16 protein-coding genes are annotated in these 19,276 nt (G+C 57.0%); 9 read left to right on the top strand and 7 right to left on the bottom strand.

From position 1 onward, the window contains the following. Positions 1–281: 281 nt before the first annotated feature. Positions 282–1,106, bottom strand: a complete 825-nt coding sequence (hdfR, locus tag ACMGEE_RS20185) for an HTH-type transcriptional regulator HdfR (protein WP_253457158.1) — start codon at positions 1,104–1,106, stop codon at positions 282–284. Positions 1,107–1,227: 121 nt separating this feature from the next. On the opposite strand from hdfR, the gene ACMGEE_RS20180 reads away from it, so the two are divergent. Next, a complete protein-coding gene (locus ACMGEE_RS20180) occupies positions 1,228–1,566 on the top strand; it encodes a MaoP family protein (protein ID WP_125290748.1) in 339 nt (112 codons plus the stop codon). Between the two features lie 61 nt (positions 1,567–1,627). Here ACMGEE_RS20180 and ACMGEE_RS20175 read toward each other — a convergent pair whose 3' ends face one another. Continuing rightward, positions 1,628–3,145, bottom strand: a complete 1,518-nt coding sequence (locus ACMGEE_RS20175) for a YifB family Mg chelatase-like AAA ATPase (protein WP_253457161.1) — start codon at positions 3,143–3,145, stop codon at positions 1,628–1,630. 325 nt (positions 3,146–3,470) lie between these two features. Here ACMGEE_RS20175 and ACMGEE_RS20170 point away from each other — a divergent pair, with 325 nt between their 5' ends. The 6 genes from ACMGEE_RS20170 (at position 3,471) to ilvA (ending at position 10,024) form a co-directional block, all read left to right on the top strand. Next, complete coding sequence (locus ACMGEE_RS20170) at positions 3,471–3,569, top strand: IlvGEDA operon leader peptide (RefSeq protein ID WP_125290746.1); 99 nt, start codon at positions 3,471–3,473, stop codon at positions 3,567–3,569. A 149-nt stretch (positions 3,570–3,718) separates the two neighbouring features. Beyond that, positions 3,719–5,365 (top strand): acetolactate synthase 2 catalytic subunit, encoded by a 1,647-nt coding sequence (ilvG, locus tag ACMGEE_RS20165; RefSeq protein WP_436830543.1) that lies wholly within the window; start codon positions 3,719–3,721, stop codon positions 5,363–5,365. Next, a complete protein-coding gene (ilvM, locus tag ACMGEE_RS20160; RefSeq protein WP_125290744.1) occupies positions 5,362–5,619 on the top strand; it encodes an acetolactate synthase 2 small subunit in 258 nt (85 codons plus the stop codon). Before ilvG ends, ilvM begins: the two co-directional genes overlap by 4 nt. A 19-nt stretch (positions 5,620–5,638) precedes the next feature. Next, positions 5,639–6,571: a branched-chain amino acid transaminase gene (locus ACMGEE_RS20155; RefSeq protein ID WP_253457167.1), complete on the top strand. Its 933-nt coding sequence runs from the start codon at positions 5,639–5,641 to the stop codon at positions 6,569–6,571. Positions 6,572–6,625: 54 nt separating this feature from the next. After that, a complete protein-coding gene (gene ilvD / locus ACMGEE_RS20150; RefSeq protein ID WP_253457170.1) occupies positions 6,626–8,476 on the top strand; it encodes a dihydroxy-acid dehydratase in 1,851 nt (616 codons plus the stop codon). A 3-nt stretch (positions 8,477–8,479) separates the two neighbouring features. Continuing rightward, positions 8,480–10,024, top strand: coding sequence for a threonine ammonia-lyase, biosynthetic (ilvA, locus tag ACMGEE_RS20145; RefSeq protein ID WP_253457172.1), 1,545 nt, complete (start codon positions 8,480–8,482; stop codon positions 10,022–10,024). Here the strand turns inward: ilvA and ilvY are convergent. Beyond that, complete coding sequence (ilvY, locus tag ACMGEE_RS20140; protein ID WP_369896698.1) at positions 10,021–10,902, bottom strand: HTH-type transcriptional activator IlvY; 882 nt, start codon at positions 10,900–10,902, stop codon at positions 10,021–10,023. The two genes, ilvA and ilvY, sit on opposite strands and share 4 nt — an antisense overlap. A 155-nt stretch (positions 10,903–11,057) precedes the next feature. Between ilvY and ilvC the strand changes: the two genes are divergently transcribed. Further along, complete coding sequence (gene ilvC, locus ACMGEE_RS20135) at positions 11,058–12,536, top strand: ketol-acid reductoisomerase (protein WP_253457175.1); 1,479 nt, start codon at positions 11,058–11,060, stop codon at positions 12,534–12,536. Positions 12,537–12,627: 91 nt separating this feature from the next. Here ilvC and ACMGEE_RS20130 read toward each other — a convergent pair whose 3' ends face one another. Together ACMGEE_RS20130 and ppiC are read right to left on the bottom strand one after the other, a co-directional pair. Next, positions 12,628–13,788 (bottom strand): M20 aminoacylase family protein, encoded by a 1,161-nt coding sequence (locus ACMGEE_RS20130; protein ID WP_436830542.1) that lies wholly within the window; start codon positions 13,786–13,788, stop codon positions 12,628–12,630. A 212-nt stretch (positions 13,789–14,000) separates the two neighbouring features. Then, positions 14,001–14,282 carry a peptidylprolyl isomerase PpiC gene (gene ppiC, locus ACMGEE_RS20125; RefSeq protein WP_125290737.1) on the bottom strand — a complete coding sequence of 94 codons (282 nt, stop codon included), beginning with the start codon at positions 14,280–14,282 and terminating at the stop codon, positions 14,001–14,003. A gap of 87 nt (positions 14,283–14,369) precedes the next feature. On the opposite strand from ppiC, the gene rep reads away from it, so the two are divergent. Then, positions 14,370–16,394: a DNA helicase Rep gene (rep, locus tag ACMGEE_RS20120; protein ID WP_253457181.1), complete on the top strand. Its 2,025-nt coding sequence runs from the start codon at positions 14,370–14,372 to the stop codon at positions 16,392–16,394. 46 nt (positions 16,395–16,440) lie between these two features. Here rep and gppA read toward each other — a convergent pair whose 3' ends face one another. Then, the gene (gppA, locus tag ACMGEE_RS20115) at positions 16,441–17,925 is read right to left on the bottom strand and encodes a guanosine-5'-triphosphate,3'-diphosphate diphosphatase (protein ID WP_253457183.1); all 1,485 of its coding nucleotides are present in this window, start codon (positions 17,923–17,925) and stop codon (positions 16,441–16,443) included. Positions 17,926–17,929: 4 nt separating this feature from the next. After that, the gene (gene rhlB, locus ACMGEE_RS20110) at positions 17,930–19,219 is read right to left on the bottom strand and encodes an ATP-dependent RNA helicase RhlB (protein WP_253457186.1); all 1,290 of its coding nucleotides are present in this window, start codon (positions 19,217–19,219) and stop codon (positions 17,930–17,932) included. Positions 19,220–19,276: the final 57 nt, after the last annotated feature.

Below are 19,276 nucleotides of genomic sequence, written 5' to 3'. Positions count from 1 at the left end.
TGTTCTGCTTGTTCTGCTTGTTCTGCTTGTTCTGCTTGTTCTGCTTGTTCTGCTTGTTCTGCTTGTTCTGCTTGTTCTGCTTGTTCTGCCTGTCCTGCCTGTCCTGCTTGTCTGTACTGTTTCTCACCGGATTCTAACCTTTATCCCTGCATATCAAACGACCTTACCTCTTGATATTAAAGTCAGGAAATGGCCAGCAGCTGACCATTCTGTCCTGAAGGCCCTGAAATAAGGGCATATGACCGGAAACTTAAATCAGGGCGTATGACCGGAAACTTAAACTAAGGCGTATTAACCGGAAACTTGAGCAACTGTCTGATGTGTGACTGCTGATCGCTGTTTTGCAGCCAGACGGCGTAAAGCGGGCGTACGGCGACGGGCGTATCCGGGATAACGGATAAATCGGGATACTCGCTGTGCCAGATATCCGGTAAGAAAGCACAGGCACCGGTGGTATGCAGTAGCTGACGCGTCAGATGGGCTGAAGTTGTTGTCAGCACGGGGACATCGTCCGCGCCCGCCAGATAGCTTTCATGCTGATGAAAATCAGCGCCCCATTCCAGCTTGATGTAATCATACTTTTCACGCTTCTCCGATTGCCGCGATCGATAAAGCGTTAGCGAAATATGACCGATCTGCTGGCTGGTCAGTTCGTCCATTTTAGGCGCTTCCGTAGTGATTAGCAGATCCAACTGGCGCTCATGCAGCTGTTTAACCAGCAAATGACGCTGAGCCACTCTTGCCTCCAGGTGCAAATCTTCCCGATTTTCATACAGCGTTTGTAGCCAGGGCGTCAGATAAGCTTCCCAAAGAGAAGCGCTGGCACCGATAGAAAGTTCATGATGCTGCTGGGTATGCGCGACCTCTTTTTTGGCCATCATCCAGGTGCTCATCAGGCTTTCGGCATAAGGAAGCAGCCTTTCGCCCGCTGACGTCAGACGGATATTGTTACGGTGACGCGTAAAAAGGTTAACGCCCAGCTGATTTTCCAGCTGCCTGATGCGAAAACTTACGGCAGATTGCGTGAGATAGAGCGCTTCAGCGGCACGTCCAAAGTGGCGGGTTCTGCTCACTTCAAGAAAGGTCTTTAATAATTCCGTATCCACATCCGTCTCCTGAAAATCATTTGTCGTCATGATTTAAATGTTTTGTTTTACACTCTGTCAAGCGTATCTAATACTCCGCGCCATAAATAGCACGGCCATAAAAGAGTTAGGAGCGTGTAAAATGGCGGAAAGCTTCGCAACAACGAATCGTTTTTTCGATAACAAACATTACCCACGCGGTTTCTCGCGCCACGGTGATTTCACTATCAAAGAAGCTCAACTTCTTGAGCGTTATGGTTACGCTTTTAACGAGCTGGATTTGGCAAAGCGTGAACCCGCAACGGAAGAAGAGCGTCTGTTTATTGAGGTATGCCGTGGTGTACGCGAACCTCAGTCCGAAGCAGAACGGGTATGGTCAAAGTATATGACGCGTATCAAACGTCCAAAGCGTTTTCATACGCTTTCCGGCGGCAAGCCGCAGATGGAAGGCGTGGAAGACTATTCGGACAGCGATGATTAATGATAAAGGGGCTTCGGCCCCTTTATTGTCAGCGATAAACGCTTTTTTGCAAGATAAAAACCTATTCCAGACTGTTAAGCAGATGAACCAGCAATCTGTCCATTGCCCGATAGCTTAATGCTTCAAGTAAATGCTCCCGTTTAATACTCTCTTTTTCCGCTAAATCAGCAATGGTTCGGGCTACTTTCAAAATGCGCTGCCAGGCGCGAACGGAAAGTCCCAGCTGATTAAGCACCTCTTCCAGCCAGCTCGCATCCTCTTTGCTTATTTCACAAAATCGCCGTATATCGCCTGGCGTTAACTTCCCGTTAATCGCTCTGGCCCGCGTTAGCTGAACGTTTCTGGCGGCCAGAACCCGCTGACGCACCGTTGCGCTGGATTCGCTGACGGAAGCCTGGCTTAATGTGCCGGGCGGCAGGAGGGGGACTTCCAGCGAGAGGTCGAAACGATCGAGGAACGGACCGGAAAGACGGCTGAGATAGCGCAGCGTCTGTTGAGGGGTGCTGCGGTTGTGCTTTACGCCATGCTGACCGGTAGGGCTGGGATTCATGGCAGCCACCAGCTGAAATCGTGCCGGATAGATGACCTTTGCTTTAGCGCGCGACAGGGAAATACTTCCCGACTCGACAGGCTCTCGCAGGGCATCCAGCGTCCTGCGTTCAAACTCCGGCAGTTCATCAAGAAACAGTACGCCGTTATGCGCCAGGGAGATCTCACCGGGTTTAGGCAAGGTGCCGCCGCCAACCAGCGCATAGCGCGAAGAGGTATGATGCGGCGCCCGGAAAGGTCGCTGACGCCATGGGTGGTCAGCCAGCGACGAACCCGCCACGCTGGCGATAGCGGCGCTCTCCAGCGCTTCCCGATCGCTCAGCGGCGGCAGCAAACCTGCAAGACGGGTCGCCAGCATCGTCTTGCCCGTGCCGGGCGGGCCAATCAGCAGCAGGTTATGACCACCGGCAGCGGCGATCTCCAGCGCTCTTTTAGCCTGCTGCTGGCCGATGACCTCGCTTAAATCCTCGGCGGGCATAATGATGTCGGTGGGAGCATAGCTGGCCTGCTGGAGATCCGCCTGTCCATTTAAATAAGCGCATACGTCAAGCAGGCTATTCGCAAGACGGCTATGCGCATGTTTTACAAGGCTGGCCTCATGACCGTTGTCCGTGGAGAGGATCAGCGTCCGCTTCGCCTCTGCCGCCGCCATGGCAGCAGGAATAGCAGCCTGTACGCCTCGCAGAGCACCCGTCAATGCTAATTCTCCCAGTAACTCATACTGCCCCAGTTTTTCTCCGCAAATTTGCTCTGAGGCCGCCAAAATCGCTATGGCGATAGGGAGATCGTATCGGCCGCCTTCTTTGGGCAGATCGGCTGGCGCAAGATTCACGGTAATGCGTCGCGCGGGAAAGGTGAAGCCGCAGTTTATCAGCGCGCTCCGGACACGTTCACGCGCTTCCTTAACCGTGGTTTCCGGCAGGCCGACCAGCGTCAGAGCAGGCAGGCCATTACTTAAATGCACTTCAACGGTTACCAGAGGCGCTTCCACGCCGATAGCCGCACGCGTATAGGTAACAGATAGCGACATAAAAACTCCTTATGGTCGTATTCTGTCCTGCTTCCTGACGGGTGACGAGAGCCGATATTCCGCTTATCGAAGCGGCTCGCAAAAAATATCGCTTCCCGGAGCCTTTATAAAAATTCGACGCGACCCATAAAAACAGGGCAAAGCCATTGCGTCTGGTACGTAATGAATAATTTTCAGGATTTAGCTTATTCCTTGATTAACGGTTGGTTTTTTATTAATCGCGGCGGCCATCATAAAATAAAGTGATGAAAAAAGTTGAATGCATCGCGCTAACTGTGATAACTCTGTAGGCATTACTTCGAACAAGTGAATTTATCGAATCTAAATGAAAGCCCTTCTACGAGTCCTAAGCCTTGTCATTATCAACGTCGTCGTGATTATTATCACGCCGTGCGGGGCTACGCTCGGAGGAAGAAAGGCTTAAAAATCAAGCCTGAATTCAGAAGAACCCCCGCACCGAAAGGTCCGGGGGTTTTTTTTTGGCAGGGCTGACAGGCTATCAACGACAGAGGAACAGAAGATGAACAGTAGAATAAAATGCTGTTGTTCCCAGCGAGAGGCGGGGAAATAACTATGAATGGTGCTCAGTGGGTGGTTCAGGCGTTGCGTGGGCAGGGAGTCGAGACTGTTTTCGGCTATCCGGGTGGTGCGATTATGCCCGTCTATGATGCGCTCTATGATGGCGGCGTCGAACATCTACTGTGCCGACATGAGCAGGGTGCTGCCATGGCCGCCATCGGTTATGCCCGTTCTACCGGAAAAGTCGGCGTTTGCATCGCCACGTCCGGCCCCGGCGCGACCAACCTTATCACCGGGCTGGCTGATGCAATGATGGATTCCGTGCCGGTGGTGGCGATTACCGGCCAGGTTGCCGGCGGCCTGATCGGCACCGACGCTTTTCAGGAAATTGACGTGCTCGGCCTGTCGTTGGCCTGTACCAAACACAGCTTCCTGGTCGGCTCGCTGGAAGAGCTGCCGGAAATCATGGCCGAAGCTTTCGCCATCGCCCGCTCCGGTCGCCCCGGCCCTGTGCTGATCGATATCCCTAAAGATATCCAGTTAGCCAGCGGCGAGCTGACAGCCCATCTGGCGGCGGTTGAAGACGAAGCGGCGCATCCTCATCAGGCGTTGGCGCAGGCGCGCGCCATGCTGGCTCAGGCTAAGAAACCGGTTTTGTACGTGGGCGGCGGTGTTGGCATGGCCGGTGCCGTAGAGGCCCTGCGTGCGTTCGCTCACGAAACGGGCATTCCTACCGTCGCCACGCTGAAAGGCCTGGGCGCGCCGGATCCTCAGGATGCCTGTTATCTGGGAATGTTGGGTATGCACGGCACCAAGGCCGCCAACTTTGCCGTCCAGCAATGTGACCTGCTGATTGCCGTCGGCGCCCGTTTTGACGATCGCGTAACCGGCAAGCTGGATACGTTTGCTCCTCATGCCAGCGTTATCCATATGGATATCGATCCCGCCGAGCTGAACAAATTGCGCCAGGCGCATGTGGGATTGCGAGGCGACCTCAATAAGCTGCTGCCGGACTTATATCATCCGACGGAAATCAGCGCATGGCGCGAGCACGTGCAGGCGCTGAAGGCCGATCACGGCTGGCGTTACGATCATCCGGGCCAGGCTATCTATGCGCCGCTGTTTCTGAAACAGCTCTCCGATCGTAAACCGGCAAGCGCGGTTGTTACCACCGATGTCGGCCAGCACCAGATGTGGACAGCGCAGCATATGAGCTTTAACCAGCCGGAAGATTTTATTACTTCCAGCGGTCTCGGCACGATGGGCTTCGGACTGCCGGCCGCCGTGGGCGCGCAGGTCGCCCGACCGGAAGATACCGTGATCTGCGTGTCGGGCGACGGCTCTTTTATGATGAATGTACAGGAGCTGGGCACCATCAAGCGCAAGCAGCTGCCGGTAAAAATCGTTTTGCTGGATAACCAGCGTCTGGGCATGGTGCGCCAGTGGCAGCAGCTGTTTTTCTCGGAGCGCTACAGCGAAACCAATCTCTCCGACAACCCCGATTTCCTGATGCTGGCCCGCGCTTTCGACATTCCCGGCCAGCGCATTACCCGTAAAGACCAGGTGGCTGCCGCGGTAGACGCTTTGCTGAACAGCGAAGGGCCTTACATGCTGCATGTCGCCATTGATGAACTTGAAAACGTCTGGCCGCTGGTGCCGCCGGGTGCCAGCAACGAAAATATGATGGAGAAAACCTCATGATGCAGCATCAGTTATCCATAGAGGCGCGCCTGCGCCCTGAAATCCTGGAACGCATCCTGCGCGTTGTTCGCCATCGCGGCTTTCAGGTTTGCGCAATGAATATGTCTTCCGGCGAAAATAGCGACAGCATAAATATTGCCATGACCGTTGCCAGCCAGCGCCCGGTCGATTTACTGTCAACACAGTTAAGCAAGTTGATGGATGTTGCCACCGTTCACATCCAACACCAGACAACACAACAAATCCGCGCCTGAGCGCGAAAAGGAAAGAAGAATGACGAAGAAAGCTGACTTTATCTGGTTCAATGGCGAGATGGTGAAGTGGGAAGAGGCGAAAGTTAGCGTCATGTCCCACGCGCTGCACTACGGCACCTCCGTATTTGAAGGCGTCCGCTGCTATGACTCGCACAAAGGCCCGGTAGTCTTCCGCCATCGTGAACATATGCAGCGTCTGCACGACTCTGCAAAGATCTATCGCTTTCCGGTCAGCCAGAGCGTTGATGAGCTCATGGAAGCCTGCCGCGAAGTGCTGCGCGTCAACAAGCTGACCAGCGCTTATATTCGCCCGCTGGTTTTCGTCGGCGACGTGGGCCTGGGCGTGAACCCGCCGGACGGCTACAGCACCGATGTGATCATTGCCGCCTTCCCGTGGGGCGCTTACCTGGGCCCGGAAGCGCTGGAGCAGGGTATTGATGCGATGGTTTCCTCCTGGAACCGCGTGGCGCCAAACACGCTGCCAACCGCAGCGAAAGCGGGCGGCAACTACCTTTCCTCTCTGCTGGTGGGCAGTGAAGCGCGCCGTCACGGCTATCAGGAAGGCATCGCGCTGGATACCCAGGGCTATATCTCTGAAGGCGCCGGCGAGAACCTGTTTGAAGTGAAAGACGGCATCCTGTTTACGCCGCCGTTTACCTCCTCCGCGCTGCCGGGCATTACGCGCGACGCCATCATCAAACTGGCGAAAGAGATGGGCATTGAGGTACGCGAGCAGGTGCTTTCCCGCGAATCGCTCTATCTGGCCGACGAAATCTTTATGTCCGGTACGGCGGCGGAAATCACTCCGGTACGCAGCGTGGACGGCATTCAGGTTGGCGAAGGCAAACGCGGCCCGATCACCACCCGCATCCAGTCCGCTTTCTTTGGGCTGTTTACCGGCGAAACCGAAGACAAGTGGGGCTGGCTGGATCCGGTCAACCCACAACAATGACATTTTACGGGCGTCGTTTGACGCCCGTGTATCATCTGATTCTGGAGTATGAGCATGCCTAAGTACCGTTCCGCCACCACCACTCATGGCCGTAATATGGCCGGTGCCCGCGCGCTGTGGCGCGCCACGGGTATGACCGACGACGATTTTGGCAAGCCTATCATTGCCGTGGTCAACTCCTTTACGCAGTTCGTACCGGGGCACGTACATTTACGCGACCTGGGCAAACTGGTTGCCGAACAGATTGAAGCTTCCGGCGGCGTCGCCAAAGAGTTCAACACTATCGCTGTCGATGATGGCATCGCGATGGGGCACGGCGGTATGCTTTACTCTCTGCCTTCGCGCGAGCTGATCGCCGACTCGGTCGAATACATGGTCAACGCCCACTGCGCGGACGCCATGGTCTGTATCTCTAACTGCGACAAAATCACGCCGGGAATGCTGATGGCTTCCCTGCGCCTGAATATTCCGGTGATCTTTGTTTCCGGCGGCCCGATGGAAGCCGGGAAAACCAAACTTTCCGATAAGATCATCAAGCTGGATCTGGTTGATGCGATGATCCAGGGCGCTAACCCGAACGTCAGCGACGAAGACAGCGATAAAATCGAACGGTCAGCCTGTCCGACCTGCGGTTCCTGCTCCGGCATGTTTACCGCTAACTCAATGAACTGTCTGACGGAGGCGCTGGGCCTGTCGCAGCCGGGCAACGGCTCGCTGCTGGCAACCCATGCCGATCGTAAGGCGCTGTTCCTGAAGGCAGGCGAACGCATCGTTGGCCTGGCGAAACGCTACTACGAGCAGGATGACGAAAGCGTGCTGCCGCGTAATATCGCCAGCAAGGCCGCCTTTGAAAACGCGATGACGCTGGATATCGCGATGGGCGGCTCGACCAATACCGTTCTGCACCTGCTGGCCGCCGCGCAGGAAGGCGAAATCGATTTTAATATCTCCGATATCGATCGGCTTTCCCGCAAGGTGCCGCATCTCTGTAAGGTTGCACCAAGCACCCCGAAATACCATATGGAAGACGTACACCGCGCTGGTGGCGTCATCGGCATTCTGGGCGAGCTGGATCGGGCGGGCCTGATGGATAACAGCGTGCGCAACGTGCTGGGCCTGAGCCTGCAGGAAACGCTGCAACAGTACGACATCATGCTGACCAAAGACGAGGCGGTGAAAAAAATGTTCCGCGCCGGCCCGGCCGGGATCCGCACCACCCAGGCGTTCTCACAGGATACGCGCTGGGAAACGCTGGACGATGACCGTCAGGAAGGCTGCATCCGCTCCCGTGAACATGCCTTCAGCCAGGACGGCGGCCTTGCCGTGCTGTATGGCAATCTGGCAGAAGATGGCTGTATCGTGAAAACCGCTGGCGTAGAAAAAGAGAGCCACACCTTCCGCGGCCCGGCCAAAGTCTACGAAAGTCAGGACGATGCGGTAGCGGCCATCCTCGGCGGCAAAGTCGTGGCGGGCGACGTGGTGGTGATCCGCTACGAAGGGCCGAAAGGCGGGCCGGGAATGCAGGAAATGCTTTATCCGACCACCTACCTGAAATCGATGGGGCTGGGCAAAAGCTGCGCGCTGATCACCGATGGCCGTTTCTCTGGCGGCACCTCAGGGCTTTCTATCGGTCACGCTTCGCCGGAAGCAGCCAGCGGCGGCACCATCGCGCTGGTGAAAGACGGCGACATGATTGATATCGATATTCCGAATCGCGGCATCAAACTGGATGTGCCGGACAACGAACTGCACGCGCGTCGTGAAGAGGAAGAGGCGCGCGGCGACGCGGCCTATACGCCTCATAACCGCGAACGTCAGGTTTCCTTTGCTCTGCGCGCCTACGCTTTACTGGCGACCAGTGCGGACAAAGGCGCAGTACGCGACAAAAGCAAGCTGGGAGGCTAAAACATGGCTGAGTCTCAACCGTTATCCGCCGAGCCTTGCGGCGCGGAGTATCTGCGAGCGGTACTCCGTGCGCCGGTTTACGAAGTTGCGCAGGTCACGCCCCTACAAAAGATGGAGAAAATCTCCTCTCGTCTTGGTAATACGGTACTGGTTAAACGCGAAGATCGTCAGCCGGTGCACAGCTTCAAAGTGCGCGGCGCCTACGCGATGATCGCTTCGCTTAACGAGGAGCAAAAGGCCAGCGGCGTGGTGACCGCTTCGGCGGGCAATCATGCCCAGGGCGTAGCGCTATCGGCGACCCGGTTGGGGATTAAATCTCTGATCGTCATGCCGGTAGCGACGGCTGATATCAAAGTAGAGGCCGTGCGGGCGTTTGGCGGTGAGGCTTACCTGTTTGGCGCGAATTTTGACGAAGCGAAAGCGAAGGCGCTGGAGCTGGCGGCACAAAAGGGCTACACCTTTGTGCCGCCGTTCGACCATCCGATGGTGATTGCCGGACAGGGCACGCTGGCGATGGAGCTGCTGCAACAGGATGCGCATCTCGACCGTATTTTTGTGCCCGTTGGCGGCGGCGGCCTGGCGGCTGGGGTGGCGGTGCTGATCAAACAGCTGATGCCGCAGATCAAGGTCATTGCGGTGGAAGCGGAAGACTCCGCCTGTCTGAAAGCGGCGCTGGAAGCGGGCGAGCCGGTCGATCTGCCGCGCGTCGGGCTGTTTGCCGAAGGCGTGGCGGTGAAGCGGATCGGCAGCGAAACCTTCCGGCTGTGCCAGGAATATCTTGACGACATTATCACCGTGGACAGCGATGCTATCTGCGCGGCGATGAAGGATCTGTTTGAAGACGTGCGTGCCGTCGCGGAGCCTTCCGGCGCGCTGGCGCTGGCGGGCATGAAAAAATATATCCAGCAGCATCAGATCAAAGGCGAGCGGCTGGCGCATGTTCTTTCCGGCGCCAACGTCAATTTTCACGGCCTGCGCTACGTTTCCGAACGCTGCGAGCTGGGGGAACAGCGTGAGGCGCTGCTGGCGGTTACGATCCCCGAGCAAAAGGGCAGTTTTTTGAAGTTCTGCCAGCTGCTGGGCGGACGCGCCGTTACCGAGTTTAACTACCGCTTCGCGGACCCGGACAACGCCTGCATTTTTGTCGGCGTGCGGCTGACGCGCGGTCTGGAAGAGCGACATGAAATCCTGCAGCTGCTGAACGAAGGCGGTTATAAGGTGGTGGATCTCTCCGACGATGAAATGGCGAAGCTGCACGTGCGCTATATGGTCGGCGGTCGCCCGTCAAAGCCGCTTAAAGAACGGCTTTACAGCTTTGAGTTCCCGGAAGCGCCCGGCGCGCTGCTGCGCTTTTTGCAGACCCTGGGCACCCACTGGAATATTTCGCTGTTTCACTATCGCAGCCACGGTACGGACTATGGACGCGTGCTGGCGGGATTCGAGCTGGGCGAGAACGAACCGCAGTTTGAAGAACATCTGGCGGCTCTGGGCTATGATTGTCATGACGAAACCCATAACCCGGCCTTCAGCTTCTTCCTGGCGGGCTAAAGCAGGCTCCAGAACGCATCAATCAGCGGCTCGTTGAGCCGCTTTTTCTGTACGCAGACGCCCAGCTCCAGCGGCGCGACAATATCAATATTTTCCAGTTCCAGAATACGGTTACGGATCGGCTCCGGGCTGTTCTCCAGCACCACGTCCGGGATCAGCGCCACGCCGCAGCCCAGCGCCACCATCGAGACGATAGCCTCATGCCCCGCCACGGTGGCGTAAATCAACGGACTGGCGATGCGGCGGCGACGGAACCAGAGATCGATACGCTGTCGGGTTGGCCCCTGGTCGGGCAGGATAAACGGGATCTGCGGCCAGTCCGGTTCCGGCTGGCTGGCCTGGCTACGAACCGGACAAGGCAGCGCGGGCGCGATCAGCACCAGCGGGATCGGGCCTAAGGTCGTAAAGCCAATGCTGGCGGGCAGCGTTTCCGGCCGTCCGGCGATGGCGATATCGGCTTCGGCGCTCTGCACCTTATCCACTGCGTCGGCAGGATCGCCGGTGGTCAGTTTGATCTCCACCAGCGGGTGTTCAGCGCGAAAGCGATCGAGGATCGGCGGCAGATGGCTATAGGCCGCCGTTACCGAGCAAAACAGACGCAGCTCGCCGCTCAGCGACGGGCCGTGCTGGCCAATGGCGTGACGCAGCTGCTGATATTGCAACAGCGTTTGCTGGGCAAACTGGCGCAGCTGTTCTCCGGCGTCGGTCAGCGTAACGGTGCGGTTGTCGCGCAGAAACAGCGTCTGGCCCAGGTCTTCCTCCAGCCGCTGGATCTGGCGGGAAAGCGTAGAAGGGCTGACGTGCATCGCCCGCGCGCTGCGGCCAAAATGACGGCTTTCGGCCAGATGCAGGAAGAGTTTCAGATCGCGTAAATCCATGCGCTTGCGGCCTCATTTTAGCGTTGCAGTATTTGCAATATGACGTTGTTAATATATCAATTTAAGCAATACATTTCCTGTCATATGATGGGGATTAAGAGGGTGATACGGCATCACCGATAAAATAAAAGACGAACACAACCTCAGGAGTTCCCATGGCTAACTATTTCAACACGTTGAACCTGCGCAATCAGCTGGCGCAATTAGGTAAATGCCGCTTTATGGCGCGCGATGAATTTGCGGACGAAGCAAGCTACCTGAAAGGCAAAAAGGTCGTGATTGTTGGCTGTGGTGCTCAGGGTCTGAACCAGGGCCTGAATATGCGTGATTCCGGGCTGGATATCGCCTATGCGCTGCGCGCGGAAGCCATCGCGGAGAAACGCGCTTCCTGGCGTAAAGCGACGGAAAACGGTTTTAAAGTCGGCACCTATGAAGAGCTGATCCCACAGGCGGATCTGGTGGTAAACCTGACGCCGGACAAACAGCATACCTCGGTAGTGCGTGCCGTACAGCCGCTGATGAAAGACGGCGCGGCGCTGGGCTACTCGCACGGTTTTAATATCGTAGAAGTTGGCGAGCAGATCCGTAAAGACATTACCGTCGTGATGGTTGCGCCAAAATGTCCGGGTACGGAAGTGCGTGAAGAGTATAAGCGTGGCTTCGGCGTGCCTACGCTCATCGCCGTTCACCCGGAAAACGATCCAAAAGGCGAAGGCATGGCGATTGCCAAAGCCTGGGCAGCCGCAACCGGCGGCCATCGCGCGGGCGTGCTGGAATCGTCCTTCGTGGCGGAAGTGAAGTCCGACCTGATGGGCGAGCAGACCATCCTGTGCGGCATGTTACAGGCTGGTTCGCTGCTGTGCTTCGACAAGCTGGTGGCGGAAGGCACCGATCCGGCCTACGCGGAAAAATTAATCCAGTTCGGCTGGGAAACCGTGACCGAAGCGCTGAAGCAGGGCGGCATCACGCTGATGATGGATCGCCTCTCTAACCCGGCTAAACTGCGCGCTTTCGAGCTGTCTGAACAGCTGAAAACCATTATGGCGCCGCTGTTCCAGAAGCACATGGACGACATCATCTCCGGCGAATTCTCTTCCGGCATGATGGCCGACTGGGCCAACGACGACAAAAAACTGCTGGGCTGGCGTGAAGAGACCGGTAAAACCGCTTTTGAAACCGCGCCGCAGTTTGAAGGTAAAATCGCCGAGCAGGATTATTTTGACGAAGGCGTGGTGATGATTGCGATGGTGAAAGCGGGCGTTGAGCTGGCGTTTGAAACCATGGTCGCTTCCGGCATTATCGAAGAGTCTGCCTACTACGAATCGCTGCACGAGCTGCCGCTGATCGCCAACACTATCGCTCGTAAGCGTCTGTACGAGATGAACGTGGTGATCTCCGACACTGCCGAATACGGTAACTATCTGTTCTCTTACGCGGCTGTTCCGTTGCTGAAAGAGTTTATGAGCACGTTACAAACGGGCGATCTGGGCAAGGCGACGGCAACCACGACTACGGTGGATAACGCGCAGCTGCGTGACGTTAACGAAGCTATCCGCAACCATCCTATCGAATCCGTTGGCCGCAAGCTGCGTGGCTATATGACCGATATGAAACGTATCGCGGTAGCGGGCTAACCGCGCTGCTGATAACCAAAGGCGTGGTAATTTGCCGCGCCTTTGGCGTTTTTACCGCCTTATCTTATCCTCCCGCCGGTGGCTGCTGCCGTTATTGCAGATAGCGCTGCGTCAGCAAACACCAGAATGCGGCGGCAGTCACGATAATGTCGTCATTAAAATCGTAGCCGGGGTTATGCACCATCGGGCCATCGCCAGCGCCCACCATCAGGTAAGCGCCGTGGGGATGGGCCTCCAGCAGAAAAGCAAAATCTTCGCTGCCCATTAGCGGCGGCATATCGGTACAAATCAGCGACTCGTCGACCAGCTCACGCGCCACGCCGATAGCAAAATCGGTTTCCTGTTCGCTGTTGATCAATACCGGGCTGCCGCTGACGTGCACCACCTCCGCGCTGGCGTTAAAACTTTCCGCCTGCAAACGGGCAATATCCTGAATACGTTGCAGCAATAGCTGGCGCACCTGAGGATCGAGCGCTCTGACGCTCAGCTTCAGTACCGCCTTTTCATTGATGATATTGAACGCTTCGCCGGACTGGATACTGCCGATAGTGACCACCGCCTGGGCGAAAGGCGACACGTTCCGGGAAACTATTGTCTGGAGGGCTATAGCGATATGGCAGGCGACCAGAGTGGCATCCACGCCTTTTTCCGGCATAGCGGCATGGGCGCCTGCGCCAGAAACGATAATATTCAGCCTGTCGGAAGAAGCCATCACGGCATGTTTTTTAAAGTAGAAGGATCCGCAGGGCAGACCAGGCATATTATGCAGGCCAAACAGCGCATCGCAGGGGGATTTTTCCAGCAGGCCGTCGCGAAGCATCGCTTTTCCCCCGCCGGACAACTCCTCCGCAGGCTGAAAAATCAGCCGGAGTGTACCGTTAAAGTTTCGGTGACGGGCCAGATATTCCGCCGCGCAGAGCAGAATAGCGGTATGGCCGTCATGACCGCAGCCGTGAAACTTTCCGGCGGTTTTGCTGCACCAGCTTTTGCCGCTGATTTCCTGCATCGGCAGGGCATCCATATCGGCGCGCAGCCCCAGCGTTTTTGTGCCGCTGCCTGCTTTTAACGTGGCGACCACGCCGGTTTTTGCCATTCCCTGATGCACGCTGTAGCCAAACTCCCGCAGCTTTGCCGCCACTCGCTCGCTGGTACGCTGCTCTTCAAATCCCGTTTCCGGATGCTGGTGCAAATCGCGGCGAAACTGCGTCCAGACAGCTTCCCTTGTCTTTAAAGCCTGCAATAACGAATGCATATCTCTCTCCATGAGTTAATTATCCGGCTTATCCTGCCATGACTGGCGCAACGGAGTCTGTGAGTCCGGCCTGGTTTATCGTGAGCTGGCCGCTATTAGTGCCACGAGGGTAAGCAAGCGCGAGAAAGAAGGGGAACGCGGAAGGAAGAGGAAGCAAAAACAGCTTCCGCAAGCACGACGGCCAGCGGAAGCTGTTGCACAGGCAGGGCCGCTTAGTTGCGGTACAGCACCTTGATGATGTGATAGCCGAACTGCGTGTGCAGCGGGCCGTAAGGCGTGATAAGCGGGCAGGAGAACACCACTTTATCGAAAGCCGGCACCATCGCGCCCTGTTTGAACTCGCCTAAGTGGCCGCCTTTTTTGCCTGACGGACAGATAGAGTGCTTTTTCGCCAGTTTTTCAAAATCTGCGCCCTGTTCCAGCTGTGCCAGAAGGTCCTGAGCCAGTTTCTCTTCCTTTACAAGGATATGGAGTGCTGCTGCGGTTTTTGCCATGATCGTACCTTGAGTCGTATGGATGCTGCTGGCTATACTACCACGCTGTGATTTCTTTCCCTCTGTCATTTCATCGAGTAAACCCCTATGCGTCTTAATCCTGGTCAGCAACACGCCGTCGAATTCGTCACCGGGCCCTGTCTGGTGCTGGCCGGCGCCGGCTCGGGCAAAACGCGCGTGATCACCAACAAAATTGCCCATCTGATCCGCGAATGCGGCTATCAGGCTCGCCATATTGCGGCGGTGACCTTTACCAATAAAGCCTCGCGCGAGATGAAAGAACGCGTGGCGCAAACGCTGGGCCGCAAAGAGGCGCGTGGCCTGATGATTTCCACTTTCCATACGCTGGGTCTGGAAATTATCAAACGCGAATACGCCGCATTGGGCATGAAGTCCAACTTTTCACTGTTTGACGATCAGGATCAGCTGGCGCTGCTGAAAGAGCTGACCGAAGAGTGGCTGGAAAACGATAAAAATCTGCTGCAACAGCTGATCTCTACGATCTCGAACTGGAAAAACGATCTGCTGGATCCTGCGCGCGCGGCGGCGGCGGCGCAATCCGAGCGCGACAAAATTTTTGCTCACTGTTACAGCCTTTACGATCGGCATCTGAAAGCCTGCAACGTGCTGGATTTTGATGACCTGATCCTGCTGCCGACGCTGTTGTTTCAGCGCAATCTGGAAGTGCGCGAGCGCTGGCAGCAGCGTATCCGCTACCTGCTGGTGGATGAGTATCAGGATACCAACACCAGCCAGTACGAGCTGGTGAAGCTGTTGGTCGGTGCGCGCGCGCGTTTCACGGTGGTGGGCGACGACGATCAGTCAATCTACTCCTGGCGAGGCGCAAGACCGCAGAACCTGGTGCTGCTGAAAGAGGATTTTCCGGCGTTACAGGTTATCAAGCTGGAGCAGAACTACCGTTCCTCCGAACGTATCCTGAAAGCGGCCAATATTTTGATCGCCAATAACCCGCACGTGTTTGAAAAACGCCTGTTCTCAGAGCTGGGCTATGGCGCGGAGCTGAAAGTGGTGACGGCCAATCACGAGGACCACGAGGCCGAGCGCGTGACGGGCGAGCTGATAGCGCACCATTTTATCAACAGGACGCAGTACAAAGATTACGCCATTCTCTATCGCGGCAATCATCAGTCGCGCGTCTTTGAAAAAATGCTGATGCAGAACCGCATTCCTTATCGCATCTCCGGCGGCACCTCGTTCTTTTCGCGGCCGGAAATCAAAGATCTGCTCGCCTATCTGCGCGTGTTGACCAATCCTGACGACGACAGCGCCTTTATGCGCATCGTTAATACGCCACGGCGTGAAATTGGCCCCACCACGCTGCGCAAGCTGGGCGAATGGGCGATGCAGCGTAATAAAAGCCTGTTCACCGCCAGTTTTGATATGGGGCTGGGCCAGACGCTGGCCGGGCGCGGGCTGGAATCGCTACAGCGCTTCACTTTCTGGCTGCAGGAAGTCGCGCAGCTGGCGGAGCGGGAGCCGGTGGCCGCCGTGCGGGATTTGATCCGCGGCATTGATTATGAAAGCTGGCTGTTTGAAACCTCCGCCAGTCCAAAAGCCGCCGAAATGCGCATGAAAAACGTCAATACGCTGTTCCAGTGGATGACCGAAATGCTGGAAGGCAGCGATATCGACGAGCCGATGACGCTGACGCAGGTGGTGACCCGCTTTACGTTACGCGACATGATGGAGCGCGGCGAAAGCGAAGAAGAGGCGGACCAGGTACAGCTGATGACGCTGCACGCTTCGAAAGGGCTGGAGTTTCCCTATGTTTATCTGGTCGGCATGGAGGAAGGGCTGTTGCCCCATCAGAGCAGCATTGATGAAAACAATGTGGAAGAGGAGCGTCGGCTGGCCTACGTCGGCATCACGCGTGCGCAAAAAGAGCTGACCTTTACGCTGTGTCGCGAACGCCGTCAGTATGGCGAAGTGATCCGTCCGGAGCCAAGCCGCTTTCTGCTGGAGCTGCCGCAGGACGATCTCAACTGGGAAACGGAACGCAAGGTGGTCAGCCCGGAACAGCGGATGCAGACCGGGCAAAGCCGCGTAGCGGGACTGCGGGCGATGCTGGATAAGGCAAAAAACACCGGATAGGCTTTTGGCGGGTGAAGCAAGGGGACGCAAGCTGTCCCCTTATTCTTTAGCTGACGGTCAGCGGCCAGTGCACATAGCTCTGCCAGCGGCTTTCCTGCTCCAGCAGTTCTGCCCGCAGCGGATGCGCTTCCAGCCAGCCGTTCGGCAACGTCAGCTGTAGCGCGTCGTCATCGGCATGGAGCCGCACGGCAGGCAGCGTATCGTCACGGCGACGGCTGGCGAAAATAATCGCCAGCCGCAGCAGCCGGCACATTCTTTCCGCCATGCGCGGCGGTACGGCGTTTTGCTGGCTGAGCAGCGCCAGGTCGATTCCGTTGACCTGGTTTTGCAGCAGCGTGGCCAGCAGCTTTTTCTGCGCCGGAGTAAAGCCCGGCAGATCGAGATGGCGAACCAGATAGGCAGCGTGCTGCGGCGCCTGTTTAAAATCGACGCTGAGGCCGATTTCATGGATCAGGCAGGCGCTGTTGAGCAGCTCCCGACAGCGTTCATCCAGCTTCCAGCTGTGGCTGACCTGACGGCCAAAGCTCTCCGCCAGGGCGCGCACGCGTTCCGCCTGTTCGGCATCAATCACGAAACGACGCTGAATGTTATGCAGGGTACGGCTACGGATATCCCGATCGACCGGCAGCCCGAGCATTCCGTATACCAGCCCTTCGCGCAGCGCGCCACCGGCCAGCGTCATGCTGCTGATGTTCAGCTCGGTGAAGATGGCGATCAGAATAGAGAGGCCGCTGGGGAAAACCAGCGCGCGCTCCAGCGTCAGTCCTTCGATTTCCAGCTCTTCCAGCTTGCCGCACTGAATGGCGCGCTGTTTCAGCTGCTGGAGCTTGGCAAGCGTAATGCGTTCGTCCATGCCCTGCGCCATCATGATTTCCTGTAGCGCCTGCACGGTGCCGGAGGCGCCGACGCAAATTTCCCAGCCCTGCTCGCGCAGTTTTGAGGCAACCGGTCGGATCATGTCGCTTGCTGCCTGTTCCGCCGCGGCAAAATTATCTTTACCGAGGTGGCGGTCGCCGAAATAACGCTCCAGCCAGGTGACGCAGCCCATCGACAGGCTGAACAGAGCGCCGGGCTGTGCACCGCTGCCGGTAACCAGCTCGGTGCTGCCGCCGCCAATATCGACCACCAGCCGCTTATCGGAGCCGCCGGTGGTGTGCGCCACGCCCTGATAGATCAGACAGGCTTCTTCCTCGCCGCTGATCACATTGATGGCGCAGCCCAGAATGTTCTGCGCCCTGGAAAGAAAAGCCTCTGCGTTGGCGGCCAGCCGCAGCGTCGCCGTAGCGACCACGCGGATTTGGTCCGTGGGAATATCCTGTAGCTGTTCCGAAAACAGCGCCAGGCACTGCCAGCCGCGCGCCATTGCCTCGTCAGAGAGGCGGCTGTCGCTGTCCAGACCGGCCGCCAGGCGGACTTTGCGTTTGATACGCGCAACGGTCTGGATACTGCCCGCCACCTCGCGCACCACCAGCATATGAAAGCTGTTAGATCCTAAATCTATTGCAGCATAAAGCGATGAGGCGCTGGGCATGGCGTTAACCTGAACGTTTGCGGTTATTATTGCGCGGCGGGCCGCTGCGGCGCGGGCCGCTACTGCGACGCGGGCCGGTACCGGAACGGCTGCGTGTCAGGCGCTTCGGCGGCGGCAGATCGGTCATCAGCGCATCGCTGTTGTAGCGGCTTACGGTGATGCTGTGGCCGATATATTCTTCAATCGCCGGCAGGTTCAGCGCATATTCTTCACAGGCCAGGCTGATTGAGTGCCCGTTGGCACCCGCGCGGCCGGTACGGCCGATGCGATGCACGTAGTCTTCGCGATCGTCAGGCAAATCGTAGTTAAAGACGTGCGTCACCGCAGGAATATGCAGGCCGCGCGCCGCCACGTCAGTGGCCACCAGGATATCCACGTCGCCTTTGGTAAAGTCGTCCAGGATACGCAGGCGTTTTTTCTGCGCCACGTCGCCGGTCAGCAGGCCAACGCGATGGCCGTCCGCGGCCAGGTGACCCCAGATATCTTCACAACGGTGTTTGGTGTTGGCAAAGATAATGGCGCGATCCGGCCACTCTTCTTCCAGCAGGGTTTGCAGAAGACGCATTTTTTCTTCATTAGAAGGATAAAAAAGTTCTTCCTTAATGCGATGCCCGGTTTTCTGCTCCGGCTCGACTTCCACATATTCGGCATTGTTCATGTTTTCGAACGCCAGCTCGCGCACGCGGAAGGAAAGGGTAGCGGAGAAGAGCATATTCAGACGCTGGTTCGCCGCAGGCATCCGACGGAACAGCCAGCGGATATCTTTGATAAAGCCCAGATCGAACATCCGGTCGGCTTCATCCAGCACCACGACCTGGATCGCGCCCAGATTCACGTGGTTCTGTTTAGCGTAATCGATCAGCCTGCCGGTGGTGCCGATCAGAATATCGACGCCGCTCTCCAGCACTTTCAGCTGCTTATCGTAGCCGTCGCCGCCGTAGGCCAGCCCCAGCTTCAGGCCGGTCACCTGCGCCAGCGGTTCCGCATCGGCGTGGATTTGCACGGCCAGTTCGCGGGTTGGCGCCAGGATCAGCGCGCGCGGCTGATTGACCTGACGGCCTTCCGGCGCGGGGTGAGAAAGAAGATGATGGAACGTTGACGTTAAAAACGCCATCGTTTTCCCGGTACCGGTTTGCGCCTGTCCCGCTACATCACGCCCGTTAAGGGTGAAAGGCAATGCCAGCGCCTGAATAGGCGTGCAGTTATGAAAGCCTTTATTTTCAAGGGCTTCAATGACCTGAGGGTGCAGGGCGAAGTCGGAAAACTTCTGTTCGGTTAAGTGTGTTTTGCTCATAGTGTGGTAGAATATCAGCTTACTATTGCTTTACGAAAGCGTATCCGGTGAAATAAA

It is taken from the genome of Erwinia artemisiae, from assembly GCF_051400835.1.
Lineage (GTDB): Bacteria > Pseudomonadota > Gammaproteobacteria > Enterobacterales > Enterobacteriaceae > Erwinia > Erwinia aeris.
Note: the sequence above shows the minus strand (reverse complement) of the source record. Positions and strands in the feature narration are given on the sequence as shown.

Coding starts and splice junctions, on each gene's coding strand:
- ACMGEE_RS20155 (WP_253457167.1), top strand. CDS start 5,639: ATGACGAAGAAAGCTGACTTTATCTGGTTCAATGGCGAGATGGTGAAG.
- ppiC (WP_125290737.1), bottom strand. CDS start 14,282: ATGGCAAAAACCGCAGCAGCACTCCATATCCTTGTAAAGGAAGAGAAA.
- ACMGEE_RS20130 (WP_436830542.1), bottom strand. CDS start 13,788: ATGCATTCGTTATTGCAGGCTTTAAAGACAAGGGAAGCTGTCTGGACG.
- ACMGEE_RS20175 (WP_253457161.1), bottom strand. CDS start 3,145: ATGTCGCTATCTGTTACCTATACGCGTGCGGCTATCGGCGTGGAAGCG.
- ACMGEE_RS20170 (WP_125290746.1), top strand. CDS start 3,471: ATGAAAGCCCTTCTACGAGTCCTAAGCCTTGTCATTATCAACGTCGTC.
- ilvG (WP_436830543.1), top strand. CDS start 3,719: ATGAATGGTGCTCAGTGGGTGGTTCAGGCGTTGCGTGGGCAGGGAGTC.
- ilvM (WP_125290744.1), top strand. CDS start 5,362: ATGATGCAGCATCAGTTATCCATAGAGGCGCGCCTGCGCCCTGAAATC.
- ilvA (WP_253457172.1), top strand. CDS start 8,480: ATGGCTGAGTCTCAACCGTTATCCGCCGAGCCTTGCGGCGCGGAGTAT.
- rhlB (WP_253457186.1), bottom strand. CDS start 19,219: ATGAGCAAAACACACTTAACCGAACAGAAGTTTTCCGACTTCGCCCTG.
- ilvC (WP_253457175.1), top strand. CDS start 11,058: ATGGCTAACTATTTCAACACGTTGAACCTGCGCAATCAGCTGGCGCAA.
- ACMGEE_RS20180 (WP_125290748.1), top strand. CDS start 1,228: ATGGCGGAAAGCTTCGCAACAACGAATCGTTTTTTCGATAACAAACAT.
- gppA (WP_253457183.1), bottom strand. CDS start 17,925: ATGCCCAGCGCCTCATCGCTTTATGCTGCAATAGATTTAGGATCTAAC.
- ilvD (WP_253457170.1), top strand. CDS start 6,626: ATGCCTAAGTACCGTTCCGCCACCACCACTCATGGCCGTAATATGGCC.
- ilvY (WP_369896698.1), bottom strand. CDS start 10,902: ATGGATTTACGCGATCTGAAACTCTTCCTGCATCTGGCCGAAAGCCGT.
- rep (WP_253457181.1), top strand. CDS start 14,370: ATGCGTCTTAATCCTGGTCAGCAACACGCCGTCGAATTCGTCACCGGG.